The organism is Treponema denticola ATCC 35405 (assembly GCF_000008185.1).
GTDB classification, from domain to species: Bacteria; Spirochaetota; Spirochaetia; order Treponematales; family Treponemataceae; genus Treponema_B; species Treponema_B denticola.
Genome location: NC_002967.9, coordinates 2327607 through 2346407 on the forward strand (window position 1 = coordinate 2327607; position 18801 = coordinate 2346407).

An 18801-nucleotide genomic window follows, 5' to 3' on the forward strand; every position below is an offset into this window, starting at 1 on the left:
ACTCAAACATATGAGTAAGAAATTTGTTTTTTCAGCAAAAGAAGTTGTCGTTTACCCGGGTCAGGGCGTCGGTACTATCACGGATATTACCAAAAAAGAGATAGCCGGAGAAGTCATTGACTATTATGTTATTTATCTGTCCGATTCGGATATGACGGTCTTAGTCCCTATTACCGGAATCGATAATCTGGGAATAAGGCGTATAGTAACAAAGGCAGAAGCTGAAGCCGCCCTCAAATTCCTATCCGAAGATTTTGAACCTATCCCGATAGATTGGAAGGCCCGCTATCAAATGAATATGGACCTATTTAAAAGCGGAAAAATCTTGGACACAGGCTCGGTCGTACGCTCCCTCTACCAACGCAGCAAAACAAAGGAGCTTCCCATTCAGGAAAGAAAGCTCTATGACTCAGCCTATAGAATTTTTCAAGACGAAATAGCAGCGGCATTAAAGATGACAAAAACCGAAGTAGAGGCAGCTATACACTTACACCTTGAACCGCTAGGCGGCCCAATCGAAAAATTCAAGGATGACTATGACGACGACGATTTAATCGCAAATGATGATGAAAGACTTGATGATGACGATATGGATGAAGACGACATAGAAGACTCGGATATGTATGAGGACGATTAAAAGTTTAGGCTTTGCCGCCGTAATAACTGCAGCAGGCAAATCCCAACGAATGAATTTAGATACAAAAAAAGAATATTTAAGATTACCTGAATACGGAGAGGGCGTTACGGTTCTCTCCGAATGCCTTTTAAAATTTTTACAAACAAAGCTGTTTGAAGTCATAGTTGTTACTGTTCCTGCCAAAGATATTTCGGACGCAAATAATTTAATCTTCAACGATAAAAGAATTGAAAAAGCTCTGCTTAAAAAAAATACAAAAATAATCTTTACGGCAGGTGCCGATACAAGACAGACTTCCGTCTTTAAAGCCCTTGCTAAACTCGGCGAGCTTAAAGAAAAAAAAGAAGCCGATTTTAACTTTGTATTAATCCATGACGGAGCCCGCCCCTGGGTCAGCCCTGAGCTTATAAAACGAGTCTCCGATGAGGTAAGCAAGCGGGAGGCGGTAATCCCCGGCTACCAAGCCGTTGATACACAAAAAATCGCCGATAAATCCGGTAAAATAACCCAACACTTAAAAAGGAGTTCCGTATATTCGGTACAGACCCCTCAAGGATTCGACTTTGAAAAGATACTGGCAGCTCATAAACAAGCCCTAGAAAACGGAAAAGAATATACAGACGACAGCGAAATTTATGGAGAATTTGCCGGAGACGTTTTTATCTGCACGGGAGAAGTATCCAACAAAAAAATAACTTTTAAGGAAGATATAAAATGAGAACAGGCCTAGGCTACGACTTACACCGCTTAGTCAGAGGAAAAAAACTTATGATGGGAGGCGTTCATATTCCTTTTAAAAAAGGTGAAAAAGCCCACTCGGATGGAGATGTCCTCCTTCATGCTATTACAGATGCCCTCCTTGGAGCCTGCGGAATGGGAGACATAGGAGAATTTTTCCCGCCGAGCGATAAAAAGTGGAAAGATGCAAATTCGTCAGAACTTTTATCAACAGTATGGGAAAGAATAAGCGAAGCAGGATGGAAGATTCAAAACATTGACTGCGTAATAATAATCGAAGAACCAAAGATTCTCCCCTTCAGAGAAGAAATAAGAAAATCGATAGCCGGAATTTTAAAAATAGAAAAAGAGCAAATTTTTATAAAAGCAAAAACCGGAGAAGGCATAGGAATAATAGGAAGAGGCAAGGCCGTTGCCGCCCTTGCCTCATGCCTTATCTTTTGTCGGCATACTCAAGAATAAGATCTACTTCGCCGAGGGATAAGTTTAAAGCCTTTGCAATCTCGTTGTTTTTCCAACCTTGGCGTGACAGTTTTAGTACGTTTTCTTGCACATTTAATGACGGACTTCCGCTTTCGTTCCTTTCGGGTTTTTCTCCCTTAAAGAGATCTGCCATCAGCTTTAGCTGAGCTTCCGATTCGCTCGAAATTTCTTTTAATCTGGTTTCGGTGGCGGCAAGCCAGCTTCTGGCCTGCTTTAGGTTATCCATCTTGGAGTTCAAATCTTCCAATGTAGAATCGACGCTCTCAATCTTTTCGCAAACAGCTTCTGCCCTTCCCTGATTTGATAAAAGAGTTTCAAGCGTTACCTTTATCTTTTCCATCTCGGGAGGAATTACACTTACCTCAGTTTTAAATTGTTTAATATCCGATTCAAGAGTCTTTAAATTTTCAAAAGCGGAATCAATGCTTTCAAGAGTTTGATTTAATACGGCTTCTTTTTTCTCAAGCCTTTCATAGCGGGTGTTTACATCACCGATACCTTCTTCCAATCTTCTAATTTGAACTTGGTATTGCTGTAAGTCATCATTTACGGCAGTAAGCTCGATGATTTTTTTGTCCATAGAGTCGGAAAGAGCATTAAGTTTTATAAACTCGCCTTCAAGAAGCTCAATGTTTTTGCGCTCATTCATAAAGCGGCTGACTTTTTGTTTTGCTTCCTCTTCCAAATGAGTAACCTTATCATATTGAAGGGTGAGATCATCCATTGCATTTTTATAAACCTCAAATTTAGTAACCTCATTTTTAAGAGAAGCAATATCTTTTTCCAAACCTTCTTTTAATTCATCAGCCCTTTCAAAGACCTTGGTTTGTGTAATAAAGTCATTTTGTTTTTTATCTATTTCTTCTATAAGCGAATTTAGGCGGTCTGCATCAGCCTCTATCTTTTCGCGAACCTTCTCTTGGGTTTCATCAAGGCGGTTACGAACTTCAAGAATCATATCATTGATGCCCTGTACGGACAGCGCAGCCTCAGAAGCGGCTTCCTTAATTCTTTTATTGATTACCTCATTTAGTTTTTCTGCTTCGGTATTAAAGCGGTTTGTAACTTCTGAAGCATGCTCATCAATGGCCTTGTTTGCAGATGCAACCTTAGTATCAACGGAATTAAGCTTCGCCTGAATACCGTTAAAGGCGTCTCCGCTCTTTGCTACAAAGTCTTTGTACTGGGCATTATACTTGGCATCAAGATTTTTAATTGCATTTTCCGTTAAGCCGGCAAAGTTTGTAATCTTCTCGTCAAAGAATGAACGGGCATCCGTAAACTGCTGATCCGTGCGGTTCTTCCAAGTTTCAAAATCCTTTTTAATAGTTTCAAACTTGGCTTCCGATTCTTCCCGAATTGAAAGGAGTTTTTCTTGCATGCCCTTTGAAGTATTTTCAAGCTCTGCATTTTGATTGGATACAGCCTCTCGAACCTGCTCCTTATATGAGGCAAGTTCAGTTTCAAGCTGCTGAGATGCCTTTGCTTTTATCTGATCTACGTCTGCACGGAAAGATTCTATATACTGCTCTACAGTGCCGTCCATTGCAGAAACCCGTGAATTTAAACCGGCTTCAACATCTTTAACCTTTTCATCCAGTTTGGTAAAAAGAGCTTTATATTCTTCGGCTGCCTGACCAAGCCTTACCCGCAGCTCTGCCTTATATTTTTCTTCCAAATCCTTCCGTGCCGATTCGTTTTCAGAAGCAAGAAGGGTCATGTTGGCAGAAACATCATCTTTCCACTGATCGAAGCTTAGATTAATAGCCTCGCTCCTCTTTGCAAGGTCTGCAAAGAAGTCGTCTTCAAACATTTTTAATTTTTCCGAAACGTTTGTATAGGCCTTAGCTTTTAGATCATCGATACCTGCATCTATGGCCTTCATGCGTTCACGGATTTTTTCCGAATTATTCGTAAACTCGTTAAAAAAGTTTTGCTGACTTTGTTTGGTCGAATTTACGTAAGAAGAGAAGTCGGCTATAATCTCATTTTTAATAAGGTCTTGAGATTTTTCGATTTCTTCTTTTAAGCTGTCAACGTTTTCAATAGCCTTTTCAAATTTGGTAAATCTTTCTTCAGTCTGAATCTTAAACTCATTTAACTTTTTATCCGTAAATTTAGAAAGAGAATTTACGTTATCTTGGAAGTTAGAAGCAAGGCTGTTAAACTGAGACCTCATTGTAGCTTCGGTTTGGTTTAAATCGGCAGCAATCGCATCAGAACGTACCGAAACGGCATCCTCAGTTTCCTTCAATTTTTCGGATATGGAATTTATACGTAACGAAATATTTTCTTCGGTCCGGGAAAAATCCGACTGCATTTGAGCAAGATAGTCCTTTGCCTGAGTTTCCCATTCTGCCTTAAAATCCGAAGCCATCTGCCTTGTCCGGTTTAAATTGTCATCCATTTGGGTTTCTATCTCTGCAGCTGTTTCTTCAAATTCTTTGCGGTAGCTTTGAACCCTTTCTGCAGTTTCTTCCTTTAACTTAGCAAAGGCAGCTTCCTGAAGAGCTCCCGCCTTGTCTGCTGCAGAATTATATGCTTCTTTATATAAGTCTTGAAGTTTAATTGATGTTACTTCCAAGAGTTCGCCCGTATCTCTTTGGGCCGAGGCAAGGCGGTTTTCAACATCGTTGATTACAAGGCCCATTTCATCCAATATTTTGCTTTTATATTCGCTTAATTTGGCATCGGCTTCGGCTGCAAAATTTTGTTTTAATTCCGGAATACTTTCGGTGAGATTATTAAGCTGAGCCCTTGCAGCGTTAATCGATTTTGCAAGAGAATCTACAAAATCCGCTTCCCTTGTAATTTCCATTAAATTTTTTTCTGCCAAGGCCGTCATATCCATAAGTTTTTGAATGGTTTGCCCGGATTCGGTAATATATCTATCAATATCCTGAATGGCGGCAGAGCGTGCTTCTACCGTTTCGGTTTGTTCTAAAAACATGGCACGGAGGTCATCAAGCCGTTTTACTGTAGCAATAGCCTTACTTTGCTGCACTCCCAATTCCGTGGAAAGATCGCTTAAAGTAGAATTCTTTTCGTTTACAAAAGCTTCCAGATCTTCCTTTATTTTATCCCCGTATTTTTTTGCTTTTTCGATGGATCGGTTATTTTTATCGCTTTGTCTAAAAGCAATAATAATACCTATACAAATTACCAATGTTATAAGATTGAATAAAATATCATTCATTATAAATTCCCACCCTTTTTTACGCTTATAATATCAAATTATATCATAAATTTCAATAATTGGCGATAGTTTGAAAAATAAATATCCGGTTTTTCATTATCTTTTTGAGCAAAAACTTTTTTAAGTAAGATAAATAACCTGCTCTTTATGCAGGCAGTGTGCATTCCTGCTGCCTTGGCCCCTGCAACATCGTACCTGAGATTGTTTCCCACATAGAGAATCTTATCGCAAGGCAGATCAAGGGCTTCTGCCAACCGTTTAAAGGGGAGAGGAGAAGGTTTTAAGGCCCCTATAGCCTCTGTCCCGAAAGCGGCATCACAGAGGGGTAAAATACCCCACACATCATTTTTTTGTTCCGGTAAAAAGTCCGAAAGAAGGGCTATTTTAAGCCCGCATCTTTTAAATTCCTCTATAGATTCCCTTGCAAAAAAGTAAGGTTTTATCCTTGCAAAACGCTTTTTCCAGCCCTCATAAATTTCCGTCTCCAAAAAGTTTTTAACATCTTCCTTATTTTTTCCTGCGTGTTTTGCCAAGATTTCGGCTTGAAAATCAAAAAAGTTGCTTAAAACTTTATCGGGATTCTTTTCCTGCCAAAGTCTTATATCTTTTCGGGTCTTGTTAAAAGCAGACATAAAATTAAAATTTTTTAACAGAAATGGAATTATACGTAAATTAAAGCGCCATGAAGGATAAAGCGTACCGTCAATGTCAAATGCTATAGCAGAAATACCGTACTTCATATGATTTTATACTATAAATGTAAGGCTTTGTCTACCTCTTGGAAGTTTACAAAAAATTTGATAGATTAAAAAAATGAACATAAACTTAGAACAAATACAAACTTTTGTTAAGGAAAACTTTACCCTTCCCTCTTTTATATCCATATTGTCTTTCTTGGGGATAGTTTTAATAACATACATCTTTTTTAAAATTATAATTAAATCGCTTAAAAAATTTACGGAGAACAAGGTAAGCCCTGCAATTCAAAACCTTATAACAAAGATTCTCCAATACACCTGTCTGGCCGTTATCTTGATGACGATATTCAAAAAGCTCGGTATAAACATAAATGCCTTTGTAGGAGCCGCAGGTATTGCCGGTGTTGCCATAGGTTTTGCAGCCCAAACCTCGGTGTCAAATATAATTTCAGGCTTCTTTGTCCTTGCAGAAAAAGCCTTTAAGGTAGGCGACCGTATCCAGCTTGGCGACATAACCGGAAATGTAGAATCGATTGACTTTATGGCTATCAGGGTAAAAACCCTTGACGGAAACATAGTGCGTATTCCGAACGAGGTAGTCATAAAGGGAAACCTCATAAACTACTCAAGCCTCCCGATAAGGAGAATCGAAACAAAGATAAGCGTTGCATACGGAAGCGACATGGAAAAGGTAGAATCCGTTTTAATGGAAATCCCGAACCGAGTGCCTCAAATTCTAAAAAGCCCCGAACCCTTTGTTTTCTGGTCGGCTTATGCAGATTCCGGTATTGAAGTTGCATTCTATGCTTGGGGAAAAAATGAAGATTTTCTTGTTATAAAGAATTCTATTTTTAAACTTATAGCCGAACTCTTTGAAGAAGCCGAAATAAATATTCCCTTCCCGCAAATGGACGTTTATATCAATCCGGAAAGAACAAAAAAGGAACCTGTTTTTTATGAAAGCGCAGAAAATAAGCCGATATAACAACTAATAAGACAGTTGCCCTATGATTTCTACTCCAATGGAGCAAAGTATCCTATTTCATCTCGGCCTGATCTTTCCAAAAGCTGAACCTCTACTTCTACGGGTAAAAATGACCTACCGAAGTCGGTGGACATGGTAGAAGTATATTTCAGCTGGTACATTCCCAAAGGCTTTTCGATAATATCGTCAATAAGAGGTTTTAAGCCCCTTTCGGCATAGATGTATGAGGTCTTACCGCCCGTCTTTTTTGCAAGATAGCTCATTTCGGAAGCAGGAGCTCCCTTTTTTAAACTAATCGGATAAAAACGTATATTATTATTTTTCATGTATGAAGCAAGGTCGTTTAAATTATACTGCTTAAAATTATCCGAATTAGGATCGCTGAAATTCAAAAAAAGAACGGCTCTTTTTTGTTCGGCATTTATCAGCTCCCCGACGGCAAGCCTCAAAGCAAGATCTAATTTCCAGTCGGACGAGGCCGGAGTCTTTATGCGGTTAGGCAGGGTTATCAAATCGGCAGGAGAGAATTTTCCCTCAAGAGCGGGAATAGATGAGGCTGAAATAAGGCTTATCTTTCCCCTGCCCTGCATTGCTTCTGCAATTTCCTTTAAGGCAGCCTCTATTAAGGCTTTTTCCTTTAAGGAATTGGGAGATCTTTCAACAATGACGGCTATATCGCAAGTTTTATTAAGATAGGAAGAACCGGTCAAAGAATAATCGGCAACAGGCCTGTTTCCCTCCGTGATTATAAAGTTATCCTGAGTCAAACCTACAATTTGTTTGCCGTCGCGGTTTTGTACGCTTACTTCAACCAAGACTTCAGGGAATTTATCTGAATAAACTTTTTTTATCAATACAAAAAGGCCGCCTGCAAGTTCATTTATTCTTGAAGTTATTTCTACCGTTTGATTTTTATGGTCTATTAAAAGAAGACTTCCGTTCACATCGGGAACCGCAGCCGTAATCTTTGTAGGAACATTTCCCAGACTCGTCAACTCGCTTACAGTCGAAAAAGCAATATCGATAAGGTAAGCCTTATTCCCTGCAGAAGCAACCAAATTGCCGTTCCATTCCCTAAGGGATTCTATTTGCTTTAAGGTGCCTTCAGGCAGGAGGGATTGAACAAAGTTGCCGGCCGTATCGAAGGTATAAACAGCGCCCTTTATTGCATCGGCAATATAGACAAGCCCGTCAACTACAGCTATCCCCGCAGGAGCCGTAAAGCCCCCGAAAAGGCCGCTTTTTTTTCCAAAGGTAAAAAGAGGTTCTCCTGCAGAAGAAAAAACAACGATTCTTGCATTTCCAAAATCGCAAACATAGATATTGCCGTACTCGTCTTCAGCTAAAAACTGAGGGCCTATAAATTCTCCGTTTCCCCTTCCTCTTGTTCCGAAAGATTTTATAAACGAACCGTTTTTATCGAGGAGAGAAATCCTGTCGGCAGCAAATTCCGAAACCAAGAGATTTCCGTCCGATAGGGCTATAACATCGAAAGGCCTGTCAAAACCTTGAATAGGCCCCTTTGTTCTGTCCAAGATAATACCGTTTACATTAAAGTGCAAAAGCTCGTTTGATCCGTAAGCCGTCATCCAAAAGGAGCCGTCGGAAACAGCTGCTATCGAAAGAGGTTGGCGGAAAAGCTCTACAGTGCCGTTCTTTGAGCTAAAGGAAGAGTTTTCCACATACTTTATGTTATCTGAAGAATAGGGAGTAAGGCTCCTCGATTCTTTTAGAATTTCTATCTTGTTTTTTAAAAGCATTCCGCCGTAACCTGCTGCCTCGGCCAATTCCCACTGAGTCAGGGCTGCACCTTCAACACCGGAGCTGTAATAGGCCTTTCCAAGCCAATCTAAAATTAAGGACTCATCGGGCAGATAAGAAAGAGCTTTTTCGAATAAAAGGATGGCCTCATTAAAGGTTCCTCGATAATAGGCTTGAACACCCCGCCTAAATTCTTCGGAAGCAACCCTCTTATCCGACGAGGACGGCTTATCGGTAAAATTCTTATCTTGTGAAAAAACAGGAAAAGTAAATAAGACTAAGCTTATAAAAACAATTATACGACATTTTCTACCGAATTTCATCCTAAGCCTCCCGTGCATCAGAACTTATCATTTCAAAGTGTTTGAGTATAATCTTATTATCGGGTAATTTTTCTTTAGCTCGAGTAATATAGGATTTAGCTTCCGAAGGGAGGTTCATCTTATGGTAGATTAAAGCCATCGAATCCAAATAAGCCGGATTTTCGGGCTGTTTTTCTACGGCTTTTTTGCAGAGGAGCAAGGAGCGTGTCAGATCTCTATCCGTTTCGGCCAAGATATAGGCCAGGCCGTTTAAGGCCGTGCTGTTTTCGGGAGCGGTTTTTAAGGCTTTTTCATAATAGTCGATGGCCTTTTCGATTTCGTGGTGTTCATAATAAACATAAGCCAATGAAGAAAAAACCTGTACCGACTCATAACCGGCTTCGATAAGTTTTGAAAGCTCAAACTCTGCAAGTCTGGTTCGGCCCGTATTTGCATAGATAAAGGCTAATATCAATCTGCATTGATAAACTTTTGCAATATCCTTGCTTGCAGTTACTACCTGCTCAAGGTATTCAAGAGCCTGTTCATACTCCGACAAGCGGGAATATATTAGTCCTATATAATAGTTTATTTCGATTTTTATAAGAACATCTTCAGTGCTTACACTTAAAAAGAAAACTAAAGCTTCTTGATAGTCTTTTTTGTTATATAGGTTTACACCCTCTTTTAATTCGGAATACATGAAAACCCTCCCTTTTTCAAATTATACAGAAAAAAAACTTTTTACACAATAGCAGAGAAAGACACTTAAAAATTCACCAATCGTAAGCCCTTATTAAAATGTTCTTGCAGAGCCTGTAGGCTTAGCCTTGTATATCAAAGGTTTAAATCCGAAAATTCTTTCGTAATCTCCAACTTTTTCTATATAAGCTTTTGCATCTTCATCTCTAAGAATAGTATAAGTACAACCGCCAAAGCCCTTTCCCGTCATTCGTGAACACACAAGATTAGTTACCGAAGGCTCCATAAACTCAAGGGAGCGCTTGACCAGCCAATCCAATTCGGGGCAGGAAATTTCAAAGCGGTCTCTAAGCCCGTCATGCGAGCGGTTTAAGATACGTGAAAGCATTATATTATCTTTGCGCTTTAGGGCATCCACAGCTTCATCAACACTTAAAGATTCTCTTATGATATAGGTAACCCTTCTCCTCACCGATTCGGGGATATCGATTTCTTCAAGCATTTTTTCGGTCAAATGCATCATATTTTTCGGCATATCCGGCTGTTTTTTTACCAACTCATAGGCTTCGACACATTCGTCCAATCTGGCTGTCAATTCTTCGCGGGCAATTATGCGCGGGACACGGGAATCCGTTAATATAATGGAATGCCCCTCAATTGGAAAAGGATAAATATCCGCAGTTTTTTTTCGATGGTCGGTACGCACACAGTGATTGGATTTTGCAAAAAGAGCACATAAAATATCCGCTCTATGTGCATAAGTATTTAAATGTTGAACATTAGCATGTTCAAGAATATCTACCAAATCGCTTTTGGTAAGTTTTGGGGCAAACATCTTCCTCAATATGAGGGCTGTTGCCGTTTTAAGAGCGTTGGGCGTTCCCAAGCCCGCATCCGCAGGTATTTCGGACAAAATAGTAAAATTTAAGCCGGAAACATGATGTCCGAAGTCGTTAAATGCCGAAATAACGGCCTTAACCGCATTAGCCCATCTGTCTTCCCTCTTATATCTGAGACCTGAATAAGATATTTTTTTCCGCTCATTAAGCGAAATTGAAAACAGCCTAAAGTTATTATCACTGCGCCTGGATGCACAAGCATATAAATAGTGATTAATGCTCATGGAAAGAGTATTTCCCTGTGCAAACCATGTATGTTCACCTAGAAGATGAAACCGCCCCGGAGCGGCAGCACATACTTCAGGTTCATCTCCATATTCGTCAATATGAAATGTAACTATTTTTTGCATAAATATATAATACTCGTTATATTGAAATTTTTCAATAAAAATGATTAAATAGATGTGTAAATATGCGATTTTTTTTATCTTTTTTTATTATTTTTATCTCTTCGGTCCTATTTTCTTTCGGAATCCCCAATGAAATTTTAAATTTCGGCTCTGCTATTGCAGGTTTTTCAGGATTAGTTTTAGTATACTATGCACTTCTTAACTGCGGCTCACATAAAAGAGCGGCATTTTTGTACGGTTTTTTTGTTTCTTTTGTACATTTGATGTCAAGTTTTTGGCTTGCATTTTTTGAAGATTTTGCAATATTTACGCTTGGAGCCAGCACCCTTGCATATTTTTTTATAGCAATGCCTTTCGGCTTTTTACTTTATCATAGTCTTCAAAAAAGGGAAAATTTACGCCCCTTTTTCTTTGCCGCCATTTGGCTCCTCTGGGAATTTGCAAAATCGACAGGCTTTTTAGCCTATCCTTGGGGAACGGCCCCGATGATCTGCTTTAATTTAAAGCCTTTTATTCAGTTTGTAGATATAACGGGAGTTTGGGGACTTTCTTTTATTGTCCCCCTCATTGCAGCCTGCTTAGGCGAAGCCTTACAAACGTATGCGTATTCGGCAAATTCAAAGGCCTTTTTTAAAGGTTTAACCGAAATTAAAAGCCCCCTGATTTTTACAGCCTTTTTGGTTTTAATTATAAACATTTACGGAATAACAATTCTGTCGATAGAAATGAAGCCTGCAACCTTTTTAAATACCGTAATTGTCCAGCAAAACACCGACCCATGGGATAACTCCCAATTTGAAGAAAATATAAAAACCTCTCAAGCTTTAAGCCGTAAGGCGATATTTTCTGCAAACAAAAAGCCGGATCTTATAGTTTGGAGCGAGTCATCCCTTATAGTTCCTTACAAGGACAACGAGGATTTTTACGGAATTCTTCCTTATGATGACCCATTTACCCGTTTTTTAGCCGATACGGATACCCCGATCATAGTAGGCTCCCCATATATAGACGGAAAAAAACAATATAACGCAGCCTATCTTTTATCTCCTGAAGGGAAAATTTTAGATATTTATTCAAAAATCCAACTCGTCCCCTTTGCCGAGTACATTCCCTTTATAGACAACCCCCTCGTTGTCCGTTTTTTTGATAAGCTGGTCGGCTTTTCTTCAGGCTGGAATCCGGGAACCGAATATAAGGTATTCGGTATTAAAAATTCGGAAGGAAAGACGGTCAATTTTACTGTTCCCATATGCTTTGAAGATGCTTTTCCTGCAGTCTGCCTTAATTTACACAATGCGGGAAGCGAAGTGCTTATAAACATAACAAACGATTCTTGGTCTAAAACAAAGAGTGCCGAGTATCAGCATTTTGTAGTGGCTCATTTTAGAGCCATAGAGCTTAGAACGACCTTGGTACGCTCAACCAATTCAGGCTACTCCGTAGTTGTAGACCCTAAAGGAAAAATTATTTCGGACATGCCCCTCTTCGAGGCAGAATCCGTTTATACGGAAGTCCCTGTTTACGGACACAAAAAAACATTTTATGCCTCGTATAAGGATTGGTTACCTATTATGATGTTTTTAATATTGATTTTTAATATCTTTTTGGAAAAAAGGAGGGCTAAAACAGCACGGTTTTAAGTATGCCGCCTTAGCCCAAAAAGGAGGTAAAATTATTTAAAGATTTTATCTTTTAATCTTTGGGGTAACCAAATTGTGGCCTTCTCTTATAAAGTCAAACCAAATCTCGCCCTTTGCGTTTGAAAGCTCATCATAAAAGCTCAAAACATCTTTTACATCTTTTCCGTTAACCTTTACTATAAGGTCGCCCGGCTGTAAACTCATAACGGCAGCAGGGCTCTTAGCCTGTAAACTTGTTACCAAAACGCCGTTTTGACCTTTTTTAAGCTCCAGTTGTTTTATAATTTCTTCAGTTAAAGGAGACGGAACAAAACCGGGCCAAAGTTTGGAAGAATCGGCTACATTTTTTTCATCTCTTTCTTCTATTTTTACGGTTGCGGAGATTTCTTTTCCTTTTCGTAAAATCTTAAAGGATGAAGATTCTCCCGGCTTTAAGTCGGCGATAACACGCAGTATATCGTCAACACTTTTAACCTTTGTCGAATTTACCTCGGTAATATAATCACCGGGCTTTATACCGCCCTTATCCGCAGGAGAACCTAAAAATACCTGTCCTGCAAAAGCACCTTCAATATCCTTTAAGTTTAAGCTTTCTCTAAACTTATCGTTTATTTCAAGAAGCTGAACACCAAGCCAACCGTATTTGATTTCACCCGAAGTAATAAAATCATCGATAGCTTTTTTGAGGTTGTTTATAGGAATCGAAAAGGCAAGACCTTGAGACCCGCCGCTTGATGAAACAATCCAGTTATTTATGCCTATAACCTCACCATAGATATTGACCAAGGGACCGCCTGAGTTGCCTTGATTTATCGCTGCATCCGTTTGGATAAAATCGTTTATATTATTTCTGTTCGGTCCGCCTGAACGGCCTACCGCACTTACAATACCGCTTGTAACGGTAGACACATAACCCATAGGAGCACCGATTGCATATGTAAGGTCTCCTACCTGTACGGTATTTGAGTCTCCCAACACGGCAACCCTTAAATCCTTATCATAATCGAAGGAAACAAGGGCAACGTCCTTCCTCTGATCAGAACCGATTAACTTACCTTGAACCTTATCACCGTTATAAAGCATAACGGAAATTGTCTTGGCATTGCCTGTAACATGCTGGTTTGTCAGAACATAATATGTTTTTCCCGTCTTTCTTACGATAACACCTGAGCCCATACCTTCGGCTTCATATTCCCTTTCCCCCTGACCGTCTTTTTGATCTTGAGGGCGGTTAAAGAAAAACCAAGGAAAACCGTCTATATTGTTTTGAACCTTTCTTGTTTCTACAACATCAAGGGTAACTACCGAGGGTAAAATCATGGAAGTAAGCTCTCGATTTGCTTTTTGAAGAGATTCAAGAGCCGAAACAGACTCTTTACTCAGCTCGGTCTTTAACCCCGGATCGGCATACACTGTAGAAGCATTTTCGGGATTACTTGAACATCGGGCTGAAAGAAAAACAACCGAAACAAGCATAATCAATAAAATTCCGGCCATCGCTGAAAGCGGATTTTTTAATTTACGCATATATCTAACCTCACTACATAATTATAATACTAAAACAATGACTTTTAAGTCAAGTTACATAGAAAAAAATTTGAAAATTTATTTGTTTCCTTGTTTTTTTTTATATTTGTGATATAATGGAGTTATGACAAAAACAGATAAAAAGAAAGTTGATTGTGCAGTAGCCCTTAGCTATGCTTTAGAGGCAAAAGCGCCGATAATTACGGCATCAGGAAGGGGTCTGACGGCAAAAAGAATTAAAGAGGCAGCAGAACGCAACAAAATTAAAATTGTAGAAGATGAAACCTTGGCAAACATTCTTATCCACCACGAAATAGGTTCATGTATTCCTGAGTATACATATAAAGCTGTTGCCGCTATCTTTGCCTTTTTGCTGAAAAAGGATTAACTTAAAGGGGATTTGGAATGTTAAAAAAAATTAAAACGGCTGATTTAAAGATTGGAGAGCGTTTTTCGGCTCCCGTATTTTTTGATGACGGGAAAAACATGTTTCTTTTAAAAGGTATGGCATTAAGCGAAAATGAATTGAACACTTTAAAAAGATGGAAAGTTCAATATGTTGTTACTGCCGGCGATCCTGTACCTGATGGAGAGACCATGAATGACGAAATAGCAGAGCTTGATGAAGTTGATGAGATTGAAGATCTTGAAGATCCGGGAGAAATAGAGGAAGTTGAAGAAGACTATCCCATCAGCGGAACCAAAATTAAAAGATCCGAAATTGAAGAAATTTCTGCCGATTGCATTCTAAAGCTTACACAAGATTCCCGCTCAATGCAGCTCCATACCGAATATCTGGAAATTATAAAGAGCCTTGAAAAAGTATTTGAAAATTTCAAAGCCAGAAAACCGGTGGATAATATGCCCGTAAACTATCATGCAACAAGATTGATAGAACTGGTCAGAAAAAATCCTCCTCTTTGCGTAGGTTTTATATTGGGAACCGAGCTTGAAGAAGATAATTTGGCCCGCTCGTCCGTAAATACGGCTATCTTAGCCATCATTTTAAGCGAGGCTCTCGAGCTTCCCAAAAATAGAATTAACGAAATAACTATCGCAGCCCTCTTACACGATGTCGGAATGATGAAAATACCTCAAAAAATCCTCAATAAAACCGAAACCCTGACTGATATTGAAAAGCAGGCTGTTGCAGCTCACACTGCCTATGGCTACAAGACAGCTATGAGTGAACTCATGTACACACGGGAAATTGCCTTGAGCATTATGCAACACCACGAAAGATGGGATGGAAAGGGCTATCCTAACGGTCTTTCAGGAAAGGATATAGATATAGGAGCAAGAATTATAACCGTAGCCGATGCCTTTGTTGCAATGATAACGCCCAAGCCATACAGGGATTTAATGCTGGGATATCAAGCCATGAAAAACCTTCTTTCAGATAATGCCCGCATTTTCGATCCCGAAATAATAAAGGCCATGATTAGAAGTGTGGGAATTTATCCTATAGGCTCCATCGTTTTAATGAATGATGCTTCTCTTGCCAGAGTAATTAAAAGCTCACCGGAAGCACCGATGCGCCCCTTCATCCGTATATTAATTGACTCAACAGGAGAGATTTTGGATGAGAATTCAGAGCTTGTAGATTTAAAGAAAAATAAAAATCTTTTTATAGTTCGGGCAATAGATCCGCGAACTTACAGAAATAAATAATGGATTCTCTGGGCTCAAAAGGAGAAAGTCGAATAGCCGAGTGGCTGACCGATAAGGACTATCTTATCTTGGAAAAAAATTGGAGAACACGCACCGGAGAGATAGATATAATCGCTTTAGATAAAACGGAGCAAACATCATCCGGAGGGATTCTGGTTTTTATAGAAGTAAAAACCTTATTAAAAACTGAACTATCAGATTTAGATCTTATTATCAATAAAAAAAAACAAGAGAGGATTATAAAAACCGCTAAACATTTTCTCGCAAACAATCGAAAATATAATAAGATGTATATAAGATTTGATGTGATTGTATTACGATCAAACCCTTTTTTGGAACAGCCGCTTGAGATATTACATTTAAAAGACGCCTTTGGAGATTGCTATGACTAGTGTGAATTTATTTCCACCTAAAAAAAACACCTCTACCCATAATACCGTACTAACGGATGAGGAAATTCATGCAATGGAATTAAAACTTGAAGACCCCGAGTACATAAATGCCGCTATTTATAGACTGGCTTCAATTATAACGGAAAGAGTGCTGAACGGCGGACTCGATTACGAAAATATGGATTGCAAAAAGAGGATAAGAATATGAGTAAAAGAAGGTTTAAACCTATGAGAAGTCAAAGGACGGAAAAACGGGAAGATGATACCCCGCAAAAACGCCCCCTTGACGGACAAATAAAAAAAGCTAAAACTTTTCAAGGCCAAAACAGAGAACCGGCTTTTAAAAAAATAGAATATCCCAAATACAAATGCACAAAGTGCGGCGAAATTATACAGGACTTAAGCTCGGCCATTGCCGATAAGGAAAGCGGCCTGCCTGTACACTTTGACTGCGTTATCGAATTTTTAAAAAAAGCGGAAGAATTAAAAGAAGGCGAAGAAATCATTTACATAGGAAACGGGAACTTTGCCGTCGCCTATTTTGAAAATCCTAAAGTTCGTAAAAACTTTAAAATCATAAAACTAATTGAATGGGAAGATAAAAATAAGCTCTACCAATGGAAAAAAGATATTTCGGAGCTTACATCAACAACATAAAAAAAGCCGGACAATGCTCCGGCCTTTTTTTTTCTACACAAACCTGATATCTAAAACTATCAAAAAGTTTATCGGCCGGTTTAACCGATTCTATCAAAACCGCAATAAGGAACAAGAGCTTCCGGTATCTTAATGGAACCGTCAGCTTGCTGATAATTTTCCAAGACGGCTATCATAGCCCTCGACATCGCCAAAGCAGTTCCGTTTAGAGTATGAAGAAATTTGTTTTTACCGTCATCGTCCTTGTAGCGTATATTTAAGCGGCGTGCCTGATAATCGGTACAGTTTGAAGTAGAGGTAACCTCGCCCCATTCGCCTCCGTTTCTTCCGGGCATCCATGCTTCCAAGTCCCACTTTCGGTAGGCAGGAGCTCCAAGGTCTCCGGTGCAGGTATCGACAACCCTGAACGGAATTCCCAAACCGTTGAAGATTTCTTCTTCAATTAAGCGGAGCTCTTCATGAAGGGCATCCGATTCTTCAGGTGTACAATAAACAAACATTTCGAGTTTTGAAAACTGATGAACCCTGTAAAGCCCCTTTGAAAACTGTCCGGCGGCTCCCGCTTCACGTCTAAAGCAATGAGAAAGACCGCAGTATTTTAACGGCAAGCTTTCTTTTTTGATAATCTCGTCCGAGTGATAGCCGCCCAGAGTAATCTCGGCAGTTGCAACCAAGCAAGTGCCCTCGCCTTCAAGAGAATAGACGTTTGATTCTTCGCCTCGTGGATTAAAGCCTATACCGTATAAGATTTCTTCTTTTGCAATGTCCGGAGTTATAAAGGGTTTAAACCCGTGTTTCCGCAATATGTTAAGACCGTACATCGTAAGAGCTTGCTCCAAAAATACGGCTTCGTTTTTTAAAAAATAGAATTTAACGCCTGAAACCTTTGTGCCGGCTTCAAAGTCGATAAGATCCAAATCTTGGCCCAACTGAACATGGTCTTTGGGCTCAAAGTCAAACTTGGGCACAGTTCCGCAGCGCTTAACTTCCAAATTGTCGGAATCTTCTTTGCCGACGGGGGCTTCGGGATGAGCCATATTCGGAATTTTACTTACGGCCTCATGCAGGGCTTTTTCGGCCTCGGCCAGTTCGGCTTCAACTTGGGCGATTTTTTCTTTTATAGCTTTCCCTTGGTCGACCAGTTTTTGTCTTTCTTCGGGACTTAATTTTTGCTTCATTGACTGTGAGTTATCGTTTCGATCTTTTTGCAGGTTCTGCAAAGAAGTAACGAGGGCAGTACGCTTATCATATAGTTCTACTGCCTTATCGGCATCCGCATTCATGTGCCGGTTTTTAATATTTTGTTTTACGGCTTCAACATTTTCTTTAATAAATTTATAGTCTAACATAGCAAAATTGTACTTTTTATTTTGAATTCTGTCAAGACTAAAATTTAACGATACATTTAACGGACAGCTTGACAATTTTTGAGAATTATCGGATACTCAAGTACAATATAAGTATTTTATAATACAATTTTACTCATTTGGAGGAATTTTATGAACAGAAAATTATTTTTTGTTTGTCTTGTTTTTGCCTTGGTTTTTACAGGTATGCTGACGGCAAAATCGATAGGTTTGGATTTGGAAGTCGGAGGGGCTTATAACAACCACCAATTACATAAAATCGATAACAACTATGGTTATAACGGTTTTAAATACCATGGAATAAGGTCAAAAAGCTTGGGAGGCGTCAATATAGGTATTTCCTACCCTCTTCCCAAAAACTGGGCTGTCTTTGCAAATACTACATTTACATTTAACAATATATTTGTAAACGATACAATGCTTGGAGTAGGCTATATATTTAAGCCCGGAAAAGGTTTTGAGCTCTTGTTAGGCGGAGCTTTTGCATTCGGCGGTTCCGCTTTTCAGTGGGCAACCGGAGGTGCTATAGTAACCGAAAGTTACTTTAACCTAGGCGGAGGAATAAATTTTACCGCTTCTTATATGTTTACAGGAAAATTCGGAATATATGCAGGAGCTTCGGCACTATACTATAAACCCCTATCAGGAAATCGAGAAACAAAAATCGGTAACTCCAGCAGTTCAGTAAGTATACAGCCCAGCTTGCTTCCCAATTTAGCAAAATCGATAGGTTTAAAGCTTGGATTAAAAATCAAATTATAAAAACCTTTGCTCCTAGGTCTTGACATTCATTCCC

At 39.3% G+C, this 18801-nt stretch carries 18 protein-coding genes; 11 read left to right on the forward strand and 7 right to left on the reverse strand.

The window, feature by feature from the left end:
- The first annotated feature begins 10 nt into the window (after window positions 1-10).
- The 3 genes from TDE_RS10810 to ispF are packed head-to-tail and all read left to right on the forward strand — an operon-like array spanning window position 11 to window position 1837.
- Window positions 11-637, forward strand: a complete 627-nt coding sequence (locus TDE_RS10810) for a CarD family transcriptional regulator (protein WP_002680200.1) — start codon at window positions 11-13, stop codon at window positions 635-637.
- Window positions 624-1355 (forward strand): IspD/TarI family cytidylyltransferase, encoded by a 732-nt coding sequence (locus tag TDE_RS10815; protein ID WP_002680203.1) that lies wholly within the window; start codon window positions 624-626, stop codon window positions 1353-1355. Before TDE_RS10810 ends, TDE_RS10815 begins: the two co-directional genes overlap by 14 nt.
- A complete protein-coding gene (gene ispF, locus TDE_RS10820; protein ID WP_002680204.1) occupies window positions 1352-1837 on the forward strand; it encodes a 2-C-methyl-D-erythritol 2,4-cyclodiphosphate synthase in 486 nt (161 codons plus the stop codon). Before TDE_RS10815 ends, ispF begins: the two co-directional genes overlap by 4 nt.
- Here the strand turns inward: ispF and TDE_RS10825 are convergent.
- Together TDE_RS10825 and TDE_RS10830 are read right to left on the reverse strand one after the other, a co-directional pair.
- The gene (locus TDE_RS10825) at window positions 1809-5054 is read right to left on the reverse strand and encodes a SpiroCoCo family coiled-coil protein (RefSeq protein WP_002680206.1); all 3246 of its coding nucleotides are present in this window, start codon (window positions 5052-5054) and stop codon (window positions 1809-1811) included. The genes ispF and TDE_RS10825 overlap by 29 nt on opposite strands.
- A gap of 38 nt (window positions 5055-5092) precedes the next feature.
- The gene (locus tag TDE_RS10830) at window positions 5093-5794 is read right to left on the reverse strand and encodes an HAD family hydrolase (RefSeq protein WP_002675739.1); all 702 of its coding nucleotides are present in this window, start codon (window positions 5792-5794) and stop codon (window positions 5093-5095) included.
- A gap of 73 nt (window positions 5795-5867) precedes the next feature.
- On the opposite strand from TDE_RS10830, the gene TDE_RS10835 reads away from it, so the two are divergent.
- A complete protein-coding gene (locus tag TDE_RS10835) occupies window positions 5868-6737 on the forward strand; it encodes a mechanosensitive ion channel family protein (protein WP_002680208.1) in 870 nt (289 codons plus the stop codon).
- A gap of 29 nt (window positions 6738-6766) precedes the next feature.
- Here TDE_RS10835 and TDE_RS10840 read toward each other — a convergent pair whose 3' ends face one another.
- From TDE_RS10840 to TDE_RS10850, 3 genes are all read right to left on the reverse strand, one after another.
- A complete protein-coding gene (locus TDE_RS10840) occupies window positions 6767-8821 on the reverse strand; it encodes a hypothetical protein (protein WP_002680210.1) in 2055 nt (684 codons plus the stop codon).
- Window position 8822: 1 nt separating this feature from the next.
- On the reverse strand, window positions 8823-9503 hold the full coding sequence (locus TDE_RS10845; RefSeq protein WP_002680214.1) for a tetratricopeptide repeat protein: 681 nt from the start codon (window positions 9501-9503) through the stop codon (window positions 8823-8825).
- Between the two features lie 93 nt (window positions 9504-9596).
- Window positions 9597-10751, reverse strand: coding sequence for a galactokinase (locus tag TDE_RS10850; protein WP_002667821.1), 1155 nt, complete (start codon window positions 10749-10751; stop codon window positions 9597-9599).
- Between the two features lie 62 nt (window positions 10752-10813).
- Between TDE_RS10850 and lnt the strand changes: the two genes are divergently transcribed.
- Window positions 10814-12391, forward strand: coding sequence for an apolipoprotein N-acyltransferase (lnt, locus tag TDE_RS10855; RefSeq protein WP_002680216.1), 1578 nt, complete (start codon window positions 10814-10816; stop codon window positions 12389-12391).
- 45 nt (window positions 12392-12436) lie between these two features.
- Here lnt and TDE_RS10860 read toward each other — a convergent pair whose 3' ends face one another.
- Window positions 12437-13918, reverse strand: coding sequence for a Do family serine endopeptidase (locus TDE_RS10860; RefSeq protein WP_002674333.1), 1482 nt, complete (start codon window positions 13916-13918; stop codon window positions 12437-12439).
- A gap of 124 nt (window positions 13919-14042) precedes the next feature.
- On the opposite strand from TDE_RS10860, the gene TDE_RS10865 reads away from it, so the two are divergent.
- The 5 genes from TDE_RS10865 to TDE_RS10885 are packed head-to-tail and all read left to right on the forward strand — an operon-like array spanning window position 14043 to window position 16638.
- Window positions 14043-14306 (forward strand): EscU/YscU/HrcU family type III secretion system export apparatus switch protein, encoded by a 264-nt coding sequence (locus TDE_RS10865; protein WP_002667815.1) that lies wholly within the window; start codon window positions 14043-14045, stop codon window positions 14304-14306.
- A gap of 17 nt (window positions 14307-14323) precedes the next feature.
- Window positions 14324-15589, forward strand: a complete 1266-nt coding sequence (locus TDE_RS10870; protein ID WP_002667812.1) for an HD-GYP domain-containing protein — start codon at window positions 14324-14326, stop codon at window positions 15587-15589.
- On the forward strand, window positions 15589-15981 hold the full coding sequence (locus TDE_RS10875; RefSeq protein WP_002675753.1) for a YraN family protein: 393 nt from the start codon (window positions 15589-15591) through the stop codon (window positions 15979-15981). Before TDE_RS10870 ends, TDE_RS10875 begins: the two co-directional genes overlap by 1 nt.
- On the forward strand, window positions 15974-16189 hold the full coding sequence (locus TDE_RS10880) for a hypothetical protein (RefSeq protein WP_002667809.1): 216 nt from the start codon (window positions 15974-15976) through the stop codon (window positions 16187-16189). Before TDE_RS10875 ends, TDE_RS10880 begins: the two co-directional genes overlap by 8 nt.
- Window positions 16186-16638: a hypothetical protein gene (locus TDE_RS10885; RefSeq protein ID WP_002680218.1), complete on the forward strand. Its 453-nt coding sequence runs from the start codon at window positions 16186-16188 to the stop codon at window positions 16636-16638. The genes TDE_RS10880 and TDE_RS10885 overlap by 4 nt, the downstream gene beginning before the upstream one ends.
- 80 nt (window positions 16639-16718) lie before the next feature.
- On the opposite strand, the gene serS is transcribed toward TDE_RS10885, so the two are convergent.
- Window positions 16719-17987: a serine--tRNA ligase gene (serS, locus tag TDE_RS10890; protein WP_002680220.1), complete on the reverse strand. Its 1269-nt coding sequence runs from the start codon at window positions 17985-17987 to the stop codon at window positions 16719-16721.
- A 150-nt stretch (window positions 17988-18137) separates the two neighbouring features.
- Here serS and TDE_RS10895 point away from each other — a divergent pair, with 150 nt between their 5' ends.
- Window positions 18138-18767 (forward strand): hypothetical protein, encoded by a 630-nt coding sequence (locus TDE_RS10895; protein ID WP_002680221.1) that lies wholly within the window; start codon window positions 18138-18140, stop codon window positions 18765-18767.
- The last annotated feature ends 34 nt before the right edge of the window (window positions 18768-18801 follow it).